19 protein-coding genes and 1 rRNA gene are annotated in these 22,811 nt (G+C 63.4%); 17 read left to right on the plus strand and 3 right to left on the minus strand.

The window, feature by feature from the left end; all coding sequences use genetic code 11:
• Positions 1-16 precede the first annotated feature (16 nt).
• The 15 genes from VPH41_RS19630 (at position 17) to ppnP (ending at position 17,974) form a co-directional block, all read left to right on the plus strand.
• Positions 17-1,297: a M48 family metallopeptidase gene (locus VPH41_RS19630; protein WP_328571211.1), complete on the plus strand. Its 1,281-nt coding sequence runs from the start codon at positions 17-19 to the stop codon at positions 1,295-1,297.
• Positions 1,294-1,659 carry a 4a-hydroxytetrahydrobiopterin dehydratase gene (locus VPH41_RS19635; protein WP_152283741.1) on the plus strand — a complete coding sequence of 122 codons (366 nt, stop codon included), beginning with the start codon at positions 1,294-1,296 and terminating at the stop codon, positions 1,657-1,659. Before VPH41_RS19630 ends, VPH41_RS19635 begins: the two co-directional genes overlap by 4 nt.
• Entirely contained in the window at positions 1,656-2,561 is a 906-nt protein-coding gene (gene rsgA, locus VPH41_RS19640; protein WP_152283742.1) for a ribosome small subunit-dependent GTPase A, read from the plus strand. Before VPH41_RS19635 ends, rsgA begins: the two co-directional genes overlap by 4 nt.
• A 266-nt stretch (positions 2,562-2,827) precedes the next feature.
• A complete protein-coding gene (locus tag VPH41_RS19645) occupies positions 2,828-3,277 on the plus strand; it encodes a hypothetical protein (RefSeq protein WP_328571212.1) in 450 nt (149 codons plus the stop codon).
• Positions 3,278-3,607: 330 nt separating this feature from the next.
• Positions 3,608-6,307, plus strand: coding sequence for an ATP-binding protein (locus VPH41_RS19650; RefSeq protein WP_328571213.1), 2,700 nt, complete (start codon positions 3,608-3,610; stop codon positions 6,305-6,307).
• Positions 6,308-6,591: 284 nt separating this feature from the next.
• On the plus strand, positions 6,592-7,512 hold the full coding sequence (gene argF, locus VPH41_RS19655; RefSeq protein WP_034785055.1) for an ornithine carbamoyltransferase: 921 nt from the start codon (positions 6,592-6,594) through the stop codon (positions 7,510-7,512).
• Positions 7,513-7,581: 69 nt separating this feature from the next.
• Positions 7,582-8,817, plus strand: coding sequence for an argininosuccinate synthase (locus VPH41_RS19660; RefSeq protein WP_034759383.1), 1,236 nt, complete (start codon positions 7,582-7,584; stop codon positions 8,815-8,817).
• Between the two features lie 188 nt (positions 8,818-9,005).
• A complete protein-coding gene (locus VPH41_RS19665) occupies positions 9,006-10,817 on the plus strand; it encodes a methyl-accepting chemotaxis protein (protein ID WP_328571214.1) in 1,812 nt (603 codons plus the stop codon).
• A gap of 4 nt (positions 10,818-10,821) precedes the next feature.
• A complete protein-coding gene (locus VPH41_RS19670; protein WP_287778338.1) occupies positions 10,822-11,277 on the plus strand; it encodes a chemotaxis protein CheW in 456 nt (151 codons plus the stop codon).
• Complete coding sequence (locus VPH41_RS19675; RefSeq protein ID WP_328571215.1) at positions 11,274-12,527, plus strand: CheR family methyltransferase; 1,254 nt, start codon at positions 11,274-11,276, stop codon at positions 12,525-12,527. Before VPH41_RS19670 ends, VPH41_RS19675 begins: the two co-directional genes overlap by 4 nt.
• Positions 12,528-12,539: 12 nt before the next feature.
• A complete protein-coding gene (locus tag VPH41_RS19680) occupies positions 12,540-13,226 on the plus strand; it encodes a chemotaxis protein CheW (protein WP_152259522.1) in 687 nt (228 codons plus the stop codon).
• Entirely contained in the window at positions 13,223-15,538 is a 2,316-nt protein-coding gene (locus tag VPH41_RS19685) for a hybrid sensor histidine kinase/response regulator (protein ID WP_328571216.1), read from the plus strand. Before VPH41_RS19680 ends, VPH41_RS19685 begins: the two co-directional genes overlap by 4 nt.
• 10 nt (positions 15,539-15,548) lie before the next feature.
• The gene (gene cheB / locus VPH41_RS19690; RefSeq protein WP_328571217.1) at positions 15,549-16,598 is read left to right on the plus strand and encodes a chemotaxis-specific protein-glutamate methyltransferase CheB; all 1,050 of its coding nucleotides are present in this window, start codon (positions 15,549-15,551) and stop codon (positions 16,596-16,598) included.
• A 10-nt stretch (positions 16,599-16,608) separates the two neighbouring features.
• Entirely contained in the window at positions 16,609-17,634 is a 1,026-nt protein-coding gene (locus VPH41_RS19695; protein ID WP_328571218.1) for a diguanylate cyclase, read from the plus strand.
• A 25-nt stretch (positions 17,635-17,659) separates the two neighbouring features.
• Positions 17,660-17,974: a pyrimidine/purine nucleoside phosphorylase gene (gene ppnP, locus VPH41_RS19700; RefSeq protein ID WP_328571219.1), complete on the plus strand. Its 315-nt coding sequence runs from the start codon at positions 17,660-17,662 to the stop codon at positions 17,972-17,974.
• A 111-nt stretch (positions 17,975-18,085) separates the two neighbouring features.
• Here ppnP and murB read toward each other — a convergent pair whose 3' ends face one another.
• On the minus strand, positions 18,086-19,156 hold the full coding sequence (murB, locus tag VPH41_RS19705; protein WP_328571220.1) for a UDP-N-acetylmuramate dehydrogenase: 1,071 nt from the start codon (positions 19,154-19,156) through the stop codon (positions 18,086-18,088).
• Positions 19,157-19,299: 143 nt separating this feature from the next.
• Between murB and VPH41_RS19710 the strand changes: the two genes are divergently transcribed.
• Positions 19,300-19,785, plus strand: coding sequence for a YajQ family cyclic di-GMP-binding protein (locus VPH41_RS19710; RefSeq protein ID WP_034759416.1), 486 nt, complete (start codon positions 19,300-19,302; stop codon positions 19,783-19,785).
• A 184-nt stretch (positions 19,786-19,969) separates the two neighbouring features.
• Positions 19,970-21,235, plus strand: a complete 1,266-nt coding sequence (locus VPH41_RS19715; protein ID WP_152259527.1) for a nitronate monooxygenase — start codon at positions 19,970-19,972, stop codon at positions 21,233-21,235.
• 54 nt (positions 21,236-21,289) lie between these two features.
• Here the strand turns inward: VPH41_RS19715 and VPH41_RS19720 are convergent, their stop codons facing one another.
• Complete coding sequence (locus VPH41_RS19720; RefSeq protein WP_328571251.1) at positions 21,290-22,588, minus strand: leucine-rich repeat-containing protein kinase family protein; 1,299 nt, start codon at positions 22,586-22,588, stop codon at positions 21,290-21,292.
• 110 nt (positions 22,589-22,698) lie between these two features.
• Positions 22,699-22,811: ribosomal RNA gene (gene rrf, locus VPH41_RS19725) — 5S ribosomal RNA — on the minus strand.

Raw genomic sequence — 22,811 nt, forward strand, 5'->3', positions numbered from 1 at the left:
TTCTCACAGGCACAGAATGTATTCACTCGCGTTTTCGATTTTGTTTGTATCCGTCCTCGTTTTGACCCTGGCCGTGCGCTTCTGGCTCGCTTCGCGGCAAATCCGCCACGTGCTGGCGCACCGCGCCGCCGTGCCCGCCGAATTCGCGGAAAAGATCCCGCTGGCCGCGCACCAGAAGGCGGCCGACTATACGGTGGCCAAGACCAAGTTCGGCTTGCTGTCCCTGCTGATCAACTATGCCGTGCTGATCGGCTTTACCTTGCTGGGCGGCCTGCAATGGCTGGCACTGCACCTGAATGAATGGATGGGCTCTGGCTCGCCCATGCTGTACCAGATCGGCCTGATCGCCGCCTTTGCCGTCATTTCCGGCCTGATCGATCTGCCCTTCGATTACTACCGCCAATTCGTGCTGGAGCAGCGCTTCGGCTTCAACACCATGGCGCGCAAGCTGTTCTTTACGGACATGCTCAAGGGCGTGGGCCTGGGCGCGGCCATCGGCCTGCCCCTGATCTGGGTCGTGCTGACCCTGATGGCCAAGTCGGGCGACCTGTGGTGGCTGTACGCGTGGTTCGTCTGGAGCGGCTTCCAGCTGCTGATGATGGTGCTGTTCCCGACCGTCATCGCCCCCCTGTTCAACAAATTCACGCCGCTGGCCGATGAAGCGCTGAAAAGCCGCATCGAAGGCTTGATGCAGCGCGTGGGCTTTGCCTCGAAAGGCCTGTTCGTCATGGACGGCTCGAAGCGCAGCGCCCACGGCAATGCGTATTTCTCGGGCTTTGGCGCCAACAAGCGCATCGTTTTCTTCGACACCCTGCTGTCGCGCCTGGCGCCGCAGGAAATCGAAGCCGTGCTCGCGCATGAACTGGGCCACTTCAAGCTCAAGCACATCGTCAAGCGCATCGCCATGATGTTCGCCGTCTCGCTGGGCTTTCTGGCCCTGCTGGGCTACCTGAAGACGCAGCCATGGTTTTACGGTGGCCTGGGCATCGATCCCGTCGCCCTGGCGCTCACGGGCCAGCCGACGGATGCGCTGGCCCTGCTGCTGTTCATGCTGGCGCTGCCCGTCTTCACCTTCCTGCTGGGACCGTTGACCTCGCTCAGCTCGCGCAAGCACGAATTCGAAGCCGATGCCTTTGCCGCCACGCACACGCAGGCGGACGACCTGGTTTCGGCGCTCGTGAAAATGTACGAGGACAATGCCTCGACCCTGACGCCCGACCCGCTGCACTCGGCCTTCTATGACTCGCATCCGCCGGCCAGCGTGCGCATCCGCCACCTGAAAGGGGCTTCCGCATGAATACGCCATCGACCTCGCAAGACCTGGCCCGGCTGAACTGCGCACCGCGCCAGCAGGCGCTGGGCGACACGGACGTCGCCACCCTGCACGCACTGCTGCCGCTGTGGACGGTGCAAAATGGCAAGCTGTGCCGCGACTTCGGCTTCAAGAATTACTACCAGACCCTGGCGTTCGTAAACGCCCTGGCCTATATGACCCATACCCAAGATCACCATCCGGAGCTCATCATTACTTACAAAACCTGCGCCGTGCGCTACGACACGCACTCGGTCAACCAGGGCGCCGGCGGCCTGTCCGAAAACGACTTCATCTGCGCCGCCAAGGCCGACCTCATCTACCAGAGCAGCCAGGTGACCCCATGAGCGAAGGCAAGTTGACGGGCATCATCATCGCCGCCCACGGCCGCCATTACCTGGCCGACGTGGACGGCGCCAAGCTGCAATGCGTCACGCGCGGCAAGAAAACCAATGTGGCCGTGGGCGACATCGTGCACCTGACGCGCACTTCCAACGACCAGGCCGTCATCGACCGCATCGAGGAACGCAAGACCCTGCTGTACCGCTCGGACCAGTACAAATCGAAGCTGCTGGCGGCCAACCTGACGCAGCTGTTCATCGTCGTGGCCACGGAGCCGGGCTTTGCCGACGACCTGATTTCGCGCTCGCTGGTGGCGGCCGACGCGGCCGGCATCGAGGCGCGCATCATCCTCAACAAGACGGATGTGACGGCCTCGCTGGACAGGGCCCGCGAACGCCTGCTGCCGTATTCCTCGATGGGCTATCCCGTCGACGAAGTGTCGGCACGCGCCGAACCGGAACACGCCGTGGCCACCCTTGCGCCGTTGCTGGCGGGCCAGTCGTCCATCCTCATCGGCCAGTCGGGCATGGGCAAGTCGTCGCTGATCAACCTGCTGGTGCCGGACGCCGACATCGCCGTGCGCGAAATCTCGGCCGCGCTCGACACGGGCAAGCACACGACGACGTTTACGCGCCTGTACAAGCTCGACGAACTGGGCGCGAACAGTTCCATCATCGATTCGCCCGGCTTCCAGGAATTCGGCCTGTACCACTTGTCCGAAGGCATGCTGGAGCGGGCCTTCCGCGAATTCCAGCCCTACCTGGGCGGCTGCAAGTTCTACAACTGCCGCCACCTGATCGAACCGCAGTGCGCCATCCTGCAAGCATTGTCTGAGGGCAAGATCGCCAAGATGCGCCATACCCTGTACGGCCAGCTGCTGCACGAATCGGCGCAAACCCTGTATTAAGCGCCCGCCGCAACGCAAAAATAGCGACAGAAAACGTGGGCCGGCAAAATTTAATTTTGCCGCCGAGTTCGCTTTCCATGTTTAATCCCAAAACTGTTCATCCGCCGTTTTATGCATTTCAGCGCGTAAAAGCGGCCTTCCATCGCCTGCCGCTGGCGATGCAAGGCCGCGTTTGTTAACTTGACACCAGTCCCTGCCGGAAACCTGCCAGCGACCACACGATCTAACTCCAATCAAACCAGCCATCCTGATCGAAGGTGAATGTCATGCATACCAAACGCGTCCTCCCCCTCCTCGCCGCCCTCTTCGCCCTGGCCGGCGGCACCGCCCAGGCCCAGACGGCCATTGCCCCGCAAAACACCGACAGCGTGCGCGTCACCTCCGGCGCCGCCTATCACGTCACGGCCCAGGAAGCCTTTGCCATCGAACAGCAATACCGCCTGTCAAACGGGCAACGCCTGGAAATCCACCAGCAAGAAAACCATTTCTTTGGCCGCCTGATCGATGACCGCGAATGGCAGAAAAAGGCCAGCGTGCAAATCTACCCCACCGGTCCCGGCCAGTTTGTCAGCAAAAAGGGCGCGACCTTCGTCTTCAGCAACGATGGCGAGCGCGAGCATGTGACGATCGATGACGCCCAGCTCCTGCCCGGCTTGCATGTGAGCACCGACATGCGCAGCGCCAGCAACGGCGGCATCCGCGTGGTGTCGCGCTAGGCGCCTGGCCCCCCATCGAACGCCGAGGGCAAATCGCCCCCGCCGGTGCCGCCATGCACGATGAATAATTCTGGCTGGCGCACTGAACAATTCCCCGCAATGCAGCTTACAATGCCATCAAGATGGCCTGTGCGGTCGCAGGCTGGCGCCACTGTTTGCGGGGAGAATGCTTGAATGGAAATGTTCGCGCTCGAACATGACGTAGCGCAGTGGGAAAACGCATTGCTGCCGTTGCGCGGCGCCGGGCGCGTACCGCTGCTGTTGTTGCTGTCTTGGCATTTGCGCCAGCGTGATTGCCTTAGAGCAACTCAGCTGAGCGAGGAAGCCCATATGCTGCTGCCGCTGACGGACCTGGAACCGGCCGCACTGGAGCAGGCACGCGCGCGCCTGCAGCTGGTGCAGGCCGAGGTTGCATGGCTGCAAGGTGCGCTCGATACGGCGGAAAGCCTGGCCATGGCCGCGCACGCCACGCTGTGCGCGCACGGCGACGGCGCCGGCTGCGCCGATGCCCACTGGCTGCTGTCCTCGATCGCCGTCGACCGCGGCGACCATGCCCGCTGCGATGCCGAGCTGCTGGCCGCGGCAGAGCAGGCGCGCAGCGCCGGCGATGCGATGCGCGTCAGCCTGGCCGACGCGGCCACGGCGCGCTGGGCCGTCCTGCGCGATGCGCCGGCCGCCCAGGCCCGCTGGGGCAACCGCTTCCAGGCCGACAGCGCCAGCGGCAAGCTGCCCGCGCCGCTGGCCACCTGGGTGCATGACTTCCGCGGCTTGCTCGCGCATACCTCGCGCGACCTGGGCACGGCTGCCGGCCACTACATGCAAAGCTACGAGGCGGCGCTGGAAAGCGGCCAGTTGCGCGGCGCGATCACGGCCGCCATCAATATCGGCGACTGTTTCTCCAGCCTCAACGACAACGAATCGGCCCTCGAATGGATGCAGTGCGCGCTGGACCTGGCGCGCCCCACGGGCTGGCCGCGCAGCATCGGTGCCTGTCAGACGCATACGGCCGAAACCATGCGCAAGCTGGGACGCCTGGCCGCCGCCGAAGACTTGCTGCGCGAAGCGCTGCACATCCTGGCGCCCGTGTCCGGTGCGCGCACCTATGCCAACGCCCTGTTCCACCTGGGCGAGCTGAGCCTGGACAAGGGCGACTACGACACGGCGCTCGACGCCTTCAGCCGGCTGGCGCAGCGGGCCGAAGCGCTGGGCCAGGCCGATTTCCGCAGCATGGCGCAGCGCGGCAGCGCCCACGCGCTGTCCTACCTGGACCGTCCCGATGAAGCGGTGCAGGCGGCCGAACGGGCTTGCCAGCTGGCCACGGCGCAGGGCGACGCCATGCACCAGGTGGCGGCGCTGCGCGTCCTGTCGATGCTGCATGCGCGCCACGAGTTGCCGGCGCCAGCCGGCATGCTGGAACGCAATCCCGCCCTGCATTTCCTGCACCAGGCGCTGCAGGTGGCCGCGTCCATCGAAGGCTATTCGCCGCCCGGCGAACTGCTCGATGCGCTGGCGCGCGAATACGCGCATGCGGGCGACTATGCGCGCGCCTACGATATCGCCCTCGATGCGGGCATCGCGCGCGAAAAAAGCCATACCCAGCAAGCCAGCAACCGCGCCACCGCCATGCAGGTCTACCACCAGACGGAACATGCGCGCTCGGAAGGCTATCACCACCGCGAACTGGCCGCCTCGGAAGCGCGCCGCGCCGAAGTATTGCAGCAGACCAGCGACACCCTGGAACGGCTGTCGGCCATCGGCCAGGAAATCACCACCCACCTGGACGCCAGCGCCGTGTTCCAGGTGCTGGACCGCCACGTGCATGCCTTGTTGCCAGTCAACACCTTCGCCGTCTACATGCTCGATCCGGCCGGCACGGCGCTGCGCCGCGCGCACGGCATGGAAGCGGGCCGCCCCCTGTCCGACAACGCCATTCCACTGAACAATCCACGCGCCTATTCCGTGCGCTGCCTGCTGGGGCGGCGCGAAGTGTATATCGCGCAAGTGCCGCCGCGGCGCCACGCCTACACGGTGCCCGGCACCCTGCATAACCAGAGCGTGCTGTACGTGCCGCTGATGGTGGGCGAGCGCGTGCTGGGCGTGATGACGGTGCAGGCTTGCCATGCCAACGCCTACGGCGAACGGGAGCGGCTGATCTTCCGCACCCTGTGCGCGTATGGCGCCATCGCGCTCGACAATGCCAGCGCCTACCGGCAGCTGCAAGATGCCCAAGCGCAACTGGTATCGCAGGAAAAACTGGCCGCGCTGGGCTCGCTGATGGCCGGCGTGGCGCATGAACTCAATACCCCGATCGGCAACAGTTTATTAATCGCCAGCACCATGCAGCAAAAGACGGAAGACGTGGAACGGCTGATGAACGGCCCCGGCCTGCGCCGCTCCGACCTGGCCGCCTACATCGACGATGCGGGCAAGGCGTCGGCGCTGGTGATGCGCGGCCTGCACAGCGCGGCCGACCTGGTCAACAGCTTCAAGCAGGTGGCCGTCGACCGCACCACCGAACAGCGGCGCCAGTTTGACCTGCAACAAGTGAGCAATGAAATCATCGCCACCGTGATGAACCGCATCCGCAGCTCGGGCCACCGCATCGAGACGGACATCGAGTTCGGCATCGCCATGGACAGCTATCCGGGCCCGTTCGGCCAGGTGATCACCAACCTGATCAACAACGCCCTGCTGCACGCCTTCGCCCCCGGGCCCAACGATGGCGGCGCCGGCACGGGCTGCATGCGCCTGTCGGCCGCGATAGCGGGCGTGCGCGTGCAGATCGTCTTCGAAGACAATGGCGGCGGCATCGCCGAACAGCATCTGTCGCGCATCTTCGACCCCTTCTTTACCACCAAGCTGGGCCAGGGGGGCAGCGGCCTGGGTCTGTCGATCAGCTACAACATCGTCACAGCCCTGCTGGGCGGCAGCATCCAGGTGGCCAGCAGCCCCGCCGGCACGCGCTTCACGCTGGACCTGCCCCTGGTGGCGCCCCAGCTGGACGGCGCTGCCACCGCCAGCATCTATTAATCGCCGCCCCGTTGCCCGGGCGCGGGCTTGCCTATACAAGTACCCGCCCGGACGGTCTTTCCAATCTAAAAGCAAAACCCTTATAATTGAACGGCTGACGTACTTGCCATTGCATTATTTTCAACATGGCAAACCGCATCGGCCCGCGCGACAGGCGTCGCGCTGGCACCGATCAACACAGCAGCGCGCCGGGCGAGGCAGTCATCAGACGAGATGTTGTACGCTGATGCAACCCGGCGGGAAAGGCACGCCGCCGGCGGCCTGCGCATCTTCAAGTGGTCATTATGTCGACAAAAAAACCGATCAAGCACTACCTCCAGTTCTCCGATTTCACGTTGGAAGAGTACGAATATGTGATCGAACGCGCCCATCTGATCAAGCGCAAGTTCAAGAATTACGAAATCTACCATCCACTGATCGACCGCACCCTGGTGATGGTCTTCGAAAAGAACTCCACCCGCACGCGCCTGTCGTTCGAAGCGGGCATGCACCAGCTGGGCGGCGCCGCCATCTACCTGAACACGCGCGATTCCCAGCTGGGACGCGGCGAGCCGGTGGAAGACGCGGGCCAGGTCATGTCGCGCATGTGCGACATCATCATGGTGCGCACGTTCGGCCAGGAGATCATCGAGCGCTTCGCCGCCAATTCGCGCGTGCCCGTGATCAATGGCCTGACCAATGAACACCATCCGTGCCAGGTTTTTGCCGACATCTTCACCTACATCGAACACCGCGGCTCCATCGCCGGCAAGGTCGTCGCCTGGATCGGCGACGCCAACAACATGCTGTACTCGTGGCTGCAGGCGGCCGAAGTGTTCGGTTTCCACGTCAACGTGTCGACGCCGAAGGGCTATGACATCGACTTGTCGCAAGTCAAGACCGAGCGCTACACCTTCTTCGCCAACCCGTCCGACGCCTGCGAAGGCGCGCACCTGGTCAACACGGACGTGTGGACCAGCATGGGCTACGAAGCGGAAAACGCGGCCCGCATCGCCGCCTTCGACGGCTGGATCGTCGATGGCGCGAAGATGGCCCGCGCCGCGCCCGACGCGCTGTTCATGCACTGCCTGCCCGCCCACCGCGGCGAGGAAGTGGCCGCCGAAGTGATCGACGGCCCCCAATCGGTGGTGTGGGACGAGGCGGAAAACCGTTTGCACGTGCAAAAAGCGCTGATCGAGTACCTGTTACTGGGTAAAATCAACTAATTCGCCAGGGATTGCAGAGCACCTGGCAGCATCGCACTACATACATCGACAACGACAACTGGAAGCAATATGAGCGACATTAAAAAAGTAGTCCTGGCCTATTCCGGCGGACTCGACACCTCCGTCATCCTGAAATGGCTGCAAGATAACTACCAGTGCGAAATCGTCACCTTCACGGCCGACCTGGGCCAGGGCGAAGAACTGGAGCCGGCGCGCGCCAAGGCCATCAAATTCGGCATCAAGCCGGAAAACATCCATATCGAAGACGTGCGCGAAGAATTCGTGCGCGATTTCGTCTTCCCGATGTTCCGCGCCAACACCGTGTACGAAGGCGAATACCTGCTGGGCACCTCGATCGCCCGTCCGCTGATCGCCAAGCGCCTGATCGAAATCGCCAACGCCACGGGCGCCGACGCCATCTCGCACGGCGCCACCGGCAAGGGCAACGACCAGGTGCGTTTCGAACTGGGCGCCTACGCGCTGAAGCCAGGCGTGAAAATCATCGCCCCATGGCGCGAGTGGGATCTGCTGTCGCGCGAAAAACTGCTGAAATACGCGGAAGACGCCGGCATCGAAATCGACATGAAGCACAAGAACGGCGGCGCGCCGTACTCGATGGATGCCAACTTGCTGCACATCAGCTTTGAAGGCCGCCACCTGGAAAACCCCAGCGCCGAAGCGGAAGAGACCATGTGGCGCTGGACCGTCAGCCCTGAAAAGGCACCGGACGAAGCGGAATACCTGGACATCGAATACGAAAAAGGCGATATCGTCGCCATCAACGGCGTGCGCATGTCGCCCGCCACCGTGCTGGCCGAACTGAACAAAGTTGGCGGCAAGCATGGCGTAGGCCGCCTGGACCTGGTGGAAAACCGCTACGTCGGCATGAAATCGCGCGGCTGCTATGAAACCCCAGGCGGCACTATCATGCTGAAAGCCCACCGCGCCATCGAATCGATCACGCTGGACCGCGAAGTGGCCCACCTGAAAGACGACCTGATGCCGCGCTACGCGTCGATGATCTACAACGGCTACTGGTGGGCGCCCGAGCGCGTTGCCCTGCAAACCCTGATCGACCACACGCAGGAAACCGTGAACGGCTGGGTACGCATCAAGCTGTACAAGGGCAATGTCATCGTCGTCTCGCGCGATTCGAAGACGGATTCGCTGTTCGACATGAACATCGCCACCTTCGACGAAGACGGCGGCGCCTACAACCAGGCCGACGCCGGCGGCTTCATCAAGCTGAACGCCTTGCGCATGCGCATCGCCGCCATCGCCCGCGAAAAGCGGGGCCAGAAGTAATTAGCTGCCGGGAGGCACTGCCTCCCGCACCAGCCAAAAGCCGCCTCCGGGCGGCTTTTTTGCGTTTGAAACGCACTCGGCCGCGATTTACCGCGCCCCCGCATCCCCAGATTGCCCCCATTTTGCTGTCCGCATGGCAAAATGCTACAGTGCAATTGTGCTGACCTTCCCGCTTCCGGAGCCCTCCCATGTTCAAAGACCTGAGTATCAAGAATAAACTGTACCTGGGCTTCGGCTCCATCGTGGCCATCATCCTGGTCCTGCTGGGCGTGGCCTACAACAGCTTTTCGCGGCTGTCGGAAGCCAATGCATGGGACCGGCACACGATGGAAGTGCTGGTCGAGATCGACAAGATTCACAATTCCATCCTGCAAATCCAGGTGGAAGCGCGCGGGTTCATCCTGACCGGCAACGAAGCCTCGCTGACGCCGGAAACCGATGAAACCGGGGTGCTGAGCCAGCACACGCAAAAAGCCATCGCCATGACGGCCGATAACAAGCCCCAGTCGGAACGCTTCCGCAAGATCGACCAGCTGAGCAGCACCTGGGTCAAGGAGTGGATCACTCCCCTGATCGAAAAACGCCGCACGCTGGGCAATGCGCCGGGCGCCACGGAAACGGTGGCGCGCCTGCTGCCGCCGGCCGGCTCGCCCGGCATCGTGCAAGCCAACAAACTGCTCGACGAAGCTGCCGCCGAAGAAAACCGCCTGCTGGCCGAGCGCACGGCCACCTCGAGCCGCCTGCAGGAAACCATGCTGCTGACCCTGGCGCTGGGCGGCCTGCTGTGCATCGTGCTGGCGCTGGGCATTTCCTTCATCCTGGCCAAGGCCATCCTCGGTCCGCTGAACAACCTGACGGATGCCGTCGGGCGCATCGCTGGCGGCGAACAGGGCGCGCGCGCGGCCATCATCTCGCGCGACGAGCTGGGCAAGGTGACGGAAGAATTCAACCGCATGGCGCAAACCATCCAGGACAACCAGGCCAACGAACTGGCCGCCACGAACAGCTTGCGGGCCAAGGTCGATTCCCTGCTGGAAGTGGTGTCGAAGGCAGCCTCGGGCGACCTGACGGGCAAGGTCGGCATCACGGGCAGCGACGCCATCGGCCAGCTGGGCAACGGCCTGGCGAAGATGTTTGAAAACCTGCGCAGCCTGCTCAACAATGTGCAAAAGGCCGGCATCCAGGTGACGACCTCTGCCACGGAAATTGCCGCCTCGGCGCGCCAGCAGGAAGCCACGGGCATTGAGCAAGCGCAAACCAGCGTGGAAATTCTCAGCACCACCAAGGAAATCTCGGCCAACACGAGCCAGTTGCTGAAAACCATGGAAGACGCCACCGCCGTGGCCGATTACACGACGAATGCCACGGCCGAAGCGCAAAACAACCTCAAGCGCATGGATTCGACCATGCAGCACATGGTCTCGGCCACCGATTCCATCAACGCCAAGCTGGCCGCCCTGTCGGAAAAGGCCAGCAATATCAACAGCGTACTGATCACCATCACGAAAGTGGCCGACCAGACCAACATCCTGTCGCTGAATGCCGCCATCGAGGCGGAAAAAGCGGGCGAAGCGGGCCGCGGCTTTTCCGTGGTGGCGACCGAGATCCGCCGCCTGGCCGACCAGACTTCCGTGTCCACGTGGGATATCGAGCAAATGCTCAAGGAAATGCAGTCGGCCGTGTCGGCCAGCGTGATGGGCATGGATAAATTCTCGGAAGAAATTCGCCGCAGCGTGGGCGAAGTGCGGCAAGTGGCCGAGCAGCTGTCGTCCGTGATGGACCAGGTGCAGAAACTCACGCCGCAATTCGACGCCGTGCTGCAAGGCATGCAGTCGCAAGCCATCGGCGCCTCGCAGATTTCCGACACCATGATGCAGCTCAACGACGCCACCCAGCAAACGGTGGAGTCGCTGAAGGCCACCAGCGAAGCGGTGCACCAGCTGCAATACGCGGCGGGCGACCTGCAATCGAGCGTCTCGACTTTCGCCGTGACCATCTGATCCCATGAAAGTGCTGCTCTTTCACATCGGACGCGACCGCTATGGCCTGCCCCTGGCCGGCATCGTGCGCGTGCTGCCGCTGCTGGAGCTCAAGCAGCTGCCGCTCACGCCGGACTACGTGGCCGGGCTGATGGACTTGCAGGGCACGCCCGTGCCCGTGATCGACCTGTCGCGCCTGGCGGGCTTGCCGGCCGCGGCCGCGCAGTTCGACACGCGCATCGTCATCGTCGACTACCGCGCCCCTGGCGGCACCGCGCATGTGCTGGGCCTGATGGCTTCGCAGGTGCGCGGCATCGCCGACATCGATGCGGACAAGCTCGACGATAGCGGCGTGGCCACGGCGCCCTTCCTGGGCCAGGTGGCCAGCGATGCCGACGGCATCGTGCAGCTGGTCGAACTGGAGCACCTGCTGCCGCCGGACGTGCGCGCGCTGCTGTTTCAAGACGCGGGCGCGGCATGACGGCACAATCGCTGCTGCGCCGCGCGACCGGCCTGTCCGTCTCCAAGTCCGTGGCCGAGCGGGCCGTCGGCCAGCGCATGGAGCAGACGGGCTTTGCCGACAGCGAAGCCTATCTGCAGGCGCTCACGCCGGCCGAAATGACGCAGCTCATCGAACTGGTGGTGGTGCCGGAATCGTGGCTGTTCCGCGACCCGCAGGCGTTCTACGCCACCGTGGAACTGGTGCAGGAACGCTGGGCGCGGGGGCGCGCCACGCGCATCCTGTCGATTCCGTGCGCGGGCGGCGAGGAACCGTATTCGATGGCCATGGCGCTGCGCGACGGCGGCGTGCCGAAACAGGCGTTCAGCATCGACGCGTACGACCTGAGCCCCGGCTGCATCGAGCGGGCGCAGGCAGGCATCTATGGCCGCAACGCCTTCCGCGCGCAGGACGTGGCCTTCCGCGAGCGCTATTTCACGCACGTGGCCGACGACGCCTACCGCATCATCGACGCCTTGCGCGAACAGGTGACCTTCAGGCAGGGCAACCTGCTGCAATTCGATACCGCCACCTACAGCCGCCATTACGACGTCATCTTCTGCCGCAACCTGCTGATCTATTTCGACAAGCCCACCACGCGCGCGGCCATCCACAACCTGTCCGCCCTGCTGGCCGACGACGGCATGCTGCTGGCCGGCTACGCGGAAGTGCCGTCGTTCTGCCAGAACGGCTTTGCGCCGCTGCAGTTCCGCCAGGCCTTCGCGCTGAAGAAGGAAACGGCGACGCCGGCGGCGGCCCTCCAGGTGGCGCCGCTGCCTGCCTTGCGCACCTTGCGCAGCGTGCCGCCCGCGCCAAAACGCGCTGCCGCTCCGCCTTCAGCGCCCGCCGCACCGGCGGCGCAGCGCACGCGCCCCGTGTCCGTGCCATCGTCCCCGCCGACGCCGGCGGCGCCCGCCGATTTGCTGGCCGAGGCGCGCCTGCTGGCCGACCGTGGCCAGCTGCGCGAGGCCGGCGAAAAATGCCACGCCCACCTGGCCCGCGCACCGGAGGCGGCCGAAGCGTATTTCATGCTGGGCATTATCAATGAACTGGCCGGCAAGATGGACCTGGCCGACGACTACTGGCGCCGCTGCATCTACCTGCAGCCGGACCACTACGAGGCGCTGTGCCACCTGTCGCTGCTGGCCGAACGCAATGGCAACCATACGGCCGCCACCACCCTGAAGGCGCGCGCGGCGCGCATCTACCAGCGCCGCCAGGCGTCCAACTAAGGGGCAAGCAGCATGACAAACCGCATCGCCACCGAGTCCCCCGCCGCCATCGACGACTGCTGGAACCATATCGGCGTGGTCGGCGACCAGAGCTGCCCCAAGCTGCCCGCCAACGTACACTGCCGCAACTGCGACGTGTATGCGGGCGCCGCCCAGCGCAACCTGCAGCGGCCCGTGGACGAGCACTACCAGCGCGACTGGGCCAGCCACTTCCGCCAGATCGATGCGGGCGGCGAAGTGCGCGACAGCTCGGCGCTGGTGTTCCGCATCGGCCGCGAATGGCTGGCGCTGCCCACGCGCGTATTCGACTCCGTGGCGCCGCAGGCCAAGCCGCACGTGCTGCCGCACCGGGGCGGGCGCGGCCTGGCGGGCATCGTCAATATCGGCGGCAAGCTGTATCCCTGCATGTCGCTGGCCAGCCTGCTGGGCATCGACGAGCAGGGCGCGCCGCCCGCCAAGGGCCGCCACGCGTTCGCGCGCCTGCTGCTGATGCGCTGGGAAGAACAGGCCTACGCCCTGCCCGTGGCCGACCTGCATGGCATCGTGCGCTATGCCTCAAGCACCGTGCAAGCGCCCGCGGCCACCATCAACAAGGGCCTGTCGCGCTTTCTGTCGGGCGTGATCACCGAAGGCGACATGCGCATCGGCTGCCTGGACACGGCGCTGATCGGCTTTCAACTTGCGAGACTATTACGATGAGCCAGGACCAGCACGGCGACCTCAGTGCCTTTTCCATGCTGGACCTGTTCCGCATGGAAGCGGACAGCCAGACCCAGATCCTCACCGATGGCTTGCTGGCCATGGAGCGCCATGCGGGCGACGCGGCCGCCGTCGAGGCGATGATGCGCGCGGCGCACTCGATCAAGGGTGCCGCCGCCATCGTCGGCCTGCAGGTGGTGGTGCAGCTGGCGCATGGCATGGAAGACAGCTTTGTCGCCGCCCAGCACGGCCGCCTGAAACTCACGCCGGAGCGGGTCGACGTGCTGCTGTCGGGCGTCGACCTGATCGTGCAGCTGTCGCGCCTCGACGATGCGGGCGCCGAAGCGTGGCTGGCCGCCAATGCGGCACAGATCGACCAGACCCTGAACGCCATCGCCGGCATCGCCGAGCTGCCCGAATTGCCGGCCCTGCCTTCGCCGCCTTCATCTTCGCCTGCGCCATCCCCCTTGCCGCCGGAGAGCGCCGACGCCGCCGAAACGCAAGCCCCCGTGGCCAGCGGCCTGGCGGGCGAGGAAGCGGAATCGTCCGCGGCTGCGGCCGCGCCGCGCGCCGGCGCCTCCGCCAAGGCGCCGGCGCAGAATTTCGACAAGCTGCTGTCGCTGGCCAGCGAGTCGCGCATCAATGCGCACCAGATGCACCCGTTCATCGGCGCGCTGCAGCGCTTCAAGCGCAACCAGAGCAGCCTGTTTTCCGCCATCGAGCACCTGCACGAAGCGATTGCCCGCTCGGGCGACGCGGGCCTGATGGAAAAATCCCTGCTGGCGCTGCACAAGACGCAGCCCCTGAAGCAGTTCATGCTCGAGCACATCGCCGACATCGAGACCTATGAACGACGCTTGCTGGCCGTCTCGCAAGGCATGGTCGACGAAGTGCTGGCCCTGCGCATGCGCCCTTTCCGCGACGGCATCCACGCGTTTCCCCGCATGGTGCGCGACCTGGCACGCAGCCTGGGCAAGGAAGTGCAGCTGGAGATCGACGGCGAAGACACCCTGGTCGACCGCGACATCCTGGCGAAGATCGAAAGCCCGCTGAACCACATGCTGCGCAATGCCATCGACCACGGCATGGAAGGCCCGTACGAGCGCATCGAGGCGGGCAAGGAAGCGCTGGGCACGATACGCATGGAGGCGCGCCACCGCGCCGGCATGCTGAGCATCGAAATCAGCGACGACGGGCGCGGCGTCGACCTGGAAAAGATCCGCCAGTCCGTCATCGAGCGCAAGATGGCCAGCCCCGCCATGGCCGCCGCGCTGTCGCCGGGCGAGCTGCTGGAATTCCTGTTCCTGCCCGCCTTCAGCCTGAAGGCCACGGCCAACCAGCTGTCCGGGCGCGGCGTGGGCCTCGATATCGTGCACGAGACGATACGCCAGCAAAACGGCACGGTGCGCCTGGAATCGGAGCCGGGACGGGGGTTCCGCGCCCTCATTACCCTGCCGCTGACGCAATCGATCGTGCGCGCGCTGGTGATCGACATCCAGGGCGAGGCCTACGCCATCCCCATCGTCAAGGTGGAAAGCGTGGTGCGCGTGCCGCAGGCGGCCATCCATACCCTGGAAAACAAGCAGTTCTTCGAACTCAAGGGCGAGCACCTGGGCCTGGTATCGGCGGCGCAGGTGCTGGAACTGGGCGAAGCGGCCAGCAGCGCCGACGATCTGCCCGTGGTGGTGATCGGGCGCGGCAAGCAAAGCTATGCGCTGGTGGTCGATGCCATCCGCGGCGAGCAAAGCCTGGCCGTGCAGGCCATCGATCCCATTTTCGGCAAGATGCGCGACATATCCGCCGCCGCCCTGCTGGACGATGGCGAGCCGGTGCTGATCCTCGACGTGCCCGACCTGCTGCTGTCGATCGACAAGCTGCTGCACGAGGGCGGCCTGCACCAGCTGGCGCAGGCGGGCCATGCGCAGCAGCGCCGCGCCAAGCGCATCCTGGTAGTCGACGATTCGCTCACGGTGCGCGAGATGGAACGCAAGCTGCTGCTGGCGCGCGGTTTCGAGGTCGACGTGGCCATCGACGGCATCGACGGCTGGAACGTGGTGCGCAGCGGCGACTACGACCTGGTGATCACCGACGTGGACATGCCGCGCATGGATGGCATCGAACTGGTCTCGCTGATCAAGAAAGACCTGCACCTGCACAAGCTGCCGGTGATGATCGTCTCGTACAAGGACCGCCCGGAGGACCGTGCGCGCGGCCTGTCCGCCGGCGCAGACTATTATCTGACCAAAGGCAGCTTCCACGACGAGACTTTGCTCGACGCGGTGGCCGACCTGATAGGAGATGCCCGTTTATGAATTGCGCTTCATGAAAATTGCCATTGCCAACGATGTCGCCATGGCTGCCGAGGCTCTGCGCCGGGTGGTGGCCAGCACGCAGGAACACCAGGTGCTGTGGATCGCCCGCACGGGACTCGAAGCGGTGCGCATGTGCGAGGGCAACCGCCCCGACCTGATCCTGATGGACCTGAACATGCCGGAGATGGATGGCGTCGAAGCGACGCGCCTGATCATGGAGCAGAGCCCGTGCGCCATCCTGGTGGTCACGGGGCGCCCGCAGGACAATGTCAACCAGGTTTTCCGCGCGCTGGGCGCCGGCGCGCTCGACGTCACGGCCACGCCCGTGCTGCAGGGGCAAGTGGGCGGCGACAGCGAACTGCTGGCCAAGATCAAGACCATCGGCAAGCTGATACGCCACAGCGCGGAAGCGCCGCCGCCGCGCCAGGTGCCGGCCAGCATCGAACGCAGCGACGGGCAGGTCACCACGCTGGTGGCCATCGGCGCCTCGACGGGCGGCCCGTCGGCCGTGGCCAAGGTGCTGTCCGGCTGGACGGCGCCGCCCGGCTGCGCCATCGTGGTGGTGCAGCATATCGATGAAACCTTTGCCTCGCATTTTGCCAAATGGCTGGACGACCAGCTGGACATGCCCGTGCGCGTGATCGCCGACGGCGACGAGCTGGTGGCCGGCACGGTGTTGATCGCCAAGACCAACGATCACTTGCTTCTAGATCAAAATTATCGTTTGAGTTACGATGCAGCACCACGCGAGTATGTTTACCGCCCTTCCGTCGATGTCTTCTTCAACTGCGTGGCGCAGCACTGGCGTGGCGATGCCATCGGCGTGCTGCTCACAGGAATGGGCCGCGACGGCGGCGATGGCTTGCTGGCCATGCGGCGCGCGGGCAAGACGACGATTGCGCAAGACCAGGCCAGCAGTGCCGTATATGGCATGCCGCGTGCGGCGGCCGAACTCGATGCGGCGCAGCAAATCCTGCCCTTGGATAGAATAGGCGCCAACCTGCGCAGCCGCCTGGGCGCCAAACTCAACAATGGGTGGGAGCCCTCCCCTAACATCTGAAAAGAATGCAATGCCAGAATTTTCCTCCAGTTTCACCCAGCATGAGCCCGCACTGACCGAATTCAAGGTCAGCGTGCTGCTGGTGGACGACCAGTTGATCATTGCTGAGGCAATCCGGCGCATGCTGAGCGACCAGCAGGACATCGAATTTCATTACGTGACCGACGCCACGCAGGCGCTGGACACGGCGCTGCGTCTGCAACCGACCGTCATCCTGCAAGACCTGGTGCTGCCGGGCATAGACGGCTTCGCCCTGATCAAGCTGTACCGCGAAAACGAGGCGCTGGCGCATGTGCCCGTGATCGTGCTGTCGGCCAAGGATGACCCGAAACTGAAGGCCCACAGCTTTTCCGTCGGCGCCAACGATTACGTGGTGAAACTGCCGGACCGCCTGGAGTTGCTGGCGCGCATACGCTACCATTCCAACGCGCACATCAGCCGTTTGCAGCGCGACCAGGCATTTCGTTTCCTGCGTGAAAGCCAGAAAAACCTGGCCGATGCGAATATTGAATTGCAGAAACTGGCTGCCCTCGATGGCTTGACGGGCATCGCCAACCGCCGCCGTTTCGATGAAACCTTGCAATTCGAATGGCAGCGGGGCCAGCGCGACAAGACGCCGCTGAGCCTGCTCTTTTGCGATATCGATCATTTCAAGAGCTACAACGACTACTTCGGCCATTTGCCGGGCGACCTGTGCCTGAAAAAAGTGGCCGCCGTGCTGACGGAACATTTGAAGCGCCCGGCCGACCTGGCAGCCCGCTATGGCGGCGAGGAATTCGCCCTGATCCTGCCGGAAACGGAGGCTGCGGGAGCCCTGCTGATCGCCGAAGCGTGCCGGCGCCACCTGGAGGGTCTGCAGATCGAAAACCCGGCGGCAGCCACCGGCATCGTCACCATCTCGATCGGCGTGGCCACCATCGTGCCGTCGCCGGACTCCACGATCGAGCAACTGATCAACCGCGCCGACCAGGCCCTGTACGCGGCCAAGCGCGGCGGACGCAACAGCGTGTTGAGCGCCGATGACGTCCAGGACTGATTTTTAACAGCAAGGAAAGTGAAGCATGAGCACACAACTGGACAATGTCAGCGTCGTCAAGAAGTCGAATATCTACTTTGACGGCAAGTGCGTCTCGCACAACGTCATCCTGGCCGATGGCACGAAGAAAAGCGTGGGCGTGATTTTCCCGTCATCGCTGCGCTTCAACACGGGCGCGCCGGAAACGATGGAAATCGTCGGCGGCCTGTGCAAGGTACGCCTGGCCGACGCGACAGAATGGAACAGCTATGGCGCGGGCACGCAATTCAAGGTGCCTGGCAATAGCTATTTTGATATTGAAACGGCCGAGACCGTGGACTACGTCTGCCATTTCGGCTGATCCACGCAGAAAAAACGTCCCTGGCTGCGTTGCACTGCCTCGCCGTACCATGCGTACTGTCTTCGGCAATGCGCCTTGCCCTGGCCATTTTTTCAAGCGCGGATTTCCTATTTAGATAAACACAGGCTCGGGCGACAGGCGCACGCCATATTTCGCCTCTACATCATCCTGTATCGCTGCCGCCAGCCGGGTAATGTCCGCGCCACGAGCGCCGCCATTATTCACCAGAACCAGCGCCTGCTTGGGATACACTCCCGCGGGCCCCAGGTTTTTCCCCTTCCAGCCGCACTGATCGATCAGCCACCCCGCCGCCAGCTTTTCCGTGCCATCGGCTTGCGCATGGTGCACCAAGGTGGGGAAACGTTCCAACAGGGCAAGACATTGTTCCCGTGACACCACCGGATTCTTGAAAAAGCTGCCCGCATTGCCAATCACGGCCGGGTCCGGCAATTTTCTCCGGCGAATCGCCATCACCGTCTCCGCCACCTGTTGCGGCGTCGGCTCGGCAAGATTGCGCTCGGCGATGGCTTGCGCCAGTTCCGCATAGCGCAAGTTCGGCTGCCACTGGGCCGGCAGGGCAAACGTCACTTCCAGCACGATCAGCTCGCGTCCGTCCGCCTGCTTGAAGATGCTGTCGCGGTAGGCAAAGCGGCAGGCGTCGCGGTCCATGTCGAAGACGATGCCGCTGGCGCTGTGCATGACGCTCACGCTATGCAGATAATCCTTGATTTCAACGCCATACGCGCCGATATTCTGGATAGGGGCCGCGCCCACCGTACCGGGGATCAGCGACAGGTTTTCCAGCCCGCCCACGCCTTGCGCCAGGGTCCACTGCACGAAGTCGTGCCAGTTTTCGCCGGCCGCGGCCGTGACGAGGATGGTCTCGAAATCGGCCTGCGCCAGGCGCATGCCGCGCGTGGCCATGTGCAGCACGGCGCCGGGAAAGTCGCCCGTGAGCACGATGTTGCTGCCGCCGCCCAATATCAGGCGGGGCATGGCGGACAGGCCGGGATCTTGCAGCGCCGCCTGCAATTGGGCCTGCGAAGTGATGCGTACGTAGGCGGCCGCCTTGGCTTCGATGCCGAAGGTATTCAGGCGCTGGAGGGAGTAATTGTGTTCGATGGTGAGCTCTGCAGACGTGGGATAGGGAAATTTTGCTCGATTATAGAGCGAAAGCGACAAAAAACCACCTCAGGACAAGGGCGACTTGCCCGTTGTCCGTTAAAATGTCGCATCTTTAACAGGGCCGTCCCATGGCGCAGAATCAGCCGCCAAGGCCCAGCGCGCCGAGCGTGCGCTCGCTTTAACAAGAAAAGGAACAGACCATGCCATCATTTGATGTAGTCTCCGAAGCCGATATGATCGAAGTCAAGAATGCAGTCGAGCAATCCAACAAGGAAATCACGACCCGCTTCGATTTCAAGGGCAGCGACGCCCGCGTCGAACACAAGGAAAACGAATTGACCGCGTTCGCGGATTCGGAATTCCAGCTCAGCCAGGTGCGCGACGTGCTGACCAACAAATTGACCAAACGCAAGGTCGATGTGCGCTTCCTCGACGAAGGCGACATCAAGAAGATCGGCGGCGACAAAGTCAAGCAGATCATCAAGATCAAGAATGGCATCGAATCGGATGATGCCAAGAAAATCGTGCGCGTCATCAAGGACAGCAAGATGAAAGTACAAGCGAGCATCCAGGGTGAAGCCGTGCGCGTCACGGGCGCCAAGCGCGACGACCTGCAGGCGGCCATGGCCATGCTGCGCAAGGACGTGCCCGACATGCCGCTGGAATTTAACAATTTCCGCGATTAATTTCGATCAAGCGCACGATCCAGCCTGCGTACACGCGGCCTGGTGGCAAGCTCTGCCTCGGAGAGCCTGCCCGCTTGGGGTAGAATTGAAGCTGCGCACAGCTACATGCGCCCGCGCGCCTGACCGGCAGCGGGCTTGACCGTACATCTGGCTCAGTGATAACCACGGTAGTCTAAGGATAGCAATGAAACGTGTTGATGATTTCCGCCTGCGATTTGGCAAAAAAGAATATGTGCCCATCATGATAGGCGGAATGGGTGTGGATATTTCCACGTCGGAGCTGGCCCTGGAAGCGGCCCGGCTGAACGGTATCGGCCATATCTCCGATGCCATGGTGGAAGACGTGTCGGATCGCCGTTTCGACACCACCTTCGTCAAAGACAAGACGAAACTGTACAAATTCAACATCAATAACAGCGATAAGGCCGTGGTGCAGTTCGACCTGGGCCGCCTGGCGGAAGCGCAGCGCCTCCATATCGGCCGCACCATGGAAGCAAAAAAAGGCGATGGTTTGATCTTCGTCAATTGCATGGAAAAGCTGACCATGAACGGCCCTCGCGAAACCTTGCGCGTACGCCTGAATGCGGCACTGGATGCGGGCATCGACGGCATCACCCTGTCCGCCGGTCTGCACTTCGGCTCGTTTGCCTTGATGGCCGACCATCCCCGTTTCCGTGATGCCAAGCTGGGCATCATCGTCTCGTCCGTGCGCGCCTTGCAGATTTTCCTGCGCAAGAACGCCAAGCTGGACCGTTTGCCCGACTTCATCATCGTCGAAGGACCATTGGCCGGCGGCCACCTCGGTTTCGGCATGGACTGGGCCAATTACGACCTGCACACGATCACGGCGGAACTGCTGGCCTACCTGAAAGCGGAACAGCTGGACATCCCGCTGATCGCCGCCGGCGGCATCTTCACGGGCAGCGACGCCGTCTCCTTCCTGGAAGCGGGCGCGGCCGGCGTGCAAGTGGCGACGCGCTTTACGGTCACCAAGGAGTGCGGCTTGCCAAACAAGGTCAAGCAGGAATACTACAAGGCCTCGGAAGAAGACATCATCGTCAATGGCGTCTCGCCGACCGGTTACCCGATGCGCATGCTGAAGAACACGCCCGCCATCGGCGCCGGCATCCGTCCAGGCTGCGAATCGTATGGCTATCTGCTCGACGCGACGGGCAACTGTGCCTACATCAACTCGTACAACCGCGAAGTCGCGGCCCATCCCGAGCAAAAAACCGTCGTCGTGATGGACAAGACCTGCCTGTGCACGCACATGCGCAACTTCAACTGCTGGACCTGCGGCCACTATACGTACCGCCTGAAGGACACCACGCACAAGCTGGACAATGGCGAGTACCAGATCCTGACGGCCGAACACGTCTTCAAGGACTACCAGTTCAGCGTCGACAACCAGATCGCCCTGCCGGAAAAAGAAATCCAGGTTCCAGGCTGAATTCTCCCAGCTTGAAATAAAAATGGCGCAGCCTGTGCAGGCTGCGCCATTTTTTTATGCGGGGAACATTTCCAGCAAGGTCCGTTCGATCACGTCGAATCTGGGCCGCCGCAGCACATCGTCCTGCAGGCAAGCTTCGTGCAAGGCCTGCAAGAGGGGCAACGGCGCCGCACCATGCGCGAGCAACTCGCCCAGCAGTACGCCAAAGGCACGCGCCTCTATGCCCTGCAGCAAGTCCCCTTGCGGCGAGCCAGGAACGAACATGGATGCCGCGCCAAAGTCGCCCAGCAGGCAGGCGCCAGCGGCCGTATGCAGGATATTGTGGCCATAGAGGTCGCCATGCACGATGCCGCGCGCGTGCAGCTGGCATACGGCCGAGGCGATGCCATGGGCAATGGCCAGCGCTTGCGAAGCGTCAAAGCGCGTGCCATCGGCATACACGTCGCGCGTGCACGACGCCAGGCTCGGCGGCCCGGCCAGATTGCCGAAAGCAGCATCGATGAGCGGCATGACGAGCCCGGATGCCTGTTGCGGATGCCCAGCGAGCGTTCCAAAGATGGGAATCAGGCTGGGATGGGCACCGGCGCTGACACACGCGGCCATTTCGCTGCGCGGCAAGCCATCGCTGGTCATCGCCCCCTTGAACACTTTGACGGCAACATCGGTACAGCCATCGAGGCGCGCGCGGTAAATCACGCCCGATGCGCCCTCCCCCAGCTGCTGCGCCAATTCCAGGCGCTGCCACACCACGCCGGCCGCGCCGGCATCGGCCAGGGCCGCCAGTTCACGCGCTTCGCTGAAGGGGTTGCCCGCATACGCGAGCCAGCCCAGGCGCGGCAAGGTCAGCAGGCAGTCGGGCAAGGCCGTGAAACGGTTGGCGGCAATGCGCACCAGTTCCAGCTGGCGGCAATTGGCCAGGGTCGCGGGCAAACGGCTCAGGCAATTTCCTGCCAGCATGAGCTTCTGCAATTCATGACAGTTGCCGAGTTCGTCCGGCAAGACTTCGATGGCATTATCGGTCAGGGTCAGCCAGCGCAGCCTGGGTGGCAAGGCGGCGGCCGGCACATGGCGTATGCGGTTCGCCTTGAAGCCGATCATGCTCAGCTCCAGGCAGGAACCAAGCACGGCAGGCAAGGTGGTGAACAGGTTATCGGAGCAAAAAATGATGCGCAACTTGTGCAGGCGCGGCAAATCGTCAGGCAGCATGGAGAGCGCATTGCCGGACAAATCGAGAATCTCCAGACTGTCGGCCAGGTCGAAAATTTCACGGGGAAAGTCGGTCAAACCGCAGCACAGCTTCAGGCGCCGCACGCCAGCCAGTTGGCCAGCGCGTAATTGTTCCAGTGTGTGCAAAGCAGACAAGATATCCCTTTCAAAAACCCGGCAATCGCCGGTTTGGATAAAACCCGCGGACGTAAAAAAACCCCCACCGGATCACCGATGGGGGTTTTTTCGAATAACAAGCCTGACGATAACCTACTTTCACACTGGTTGCAGCACTATCATCGGCGCAAAGTTGTTTCACGGTCCTGTTCGGGATGGGAAGGGGTGGGACCAACTTGCTATGGTCATCAGG

This window comes from Janthinobacterium sp. P210006 (assembly GCF_036231885.1).
Taxonomy (GTDB): Bacteria; Pseudomonadota; Gammaproteobacteria; order Burkholderiales; family Burkholderiaceae_D; genus Janthinobacterium; species Janthinobacterium violaceinigrum.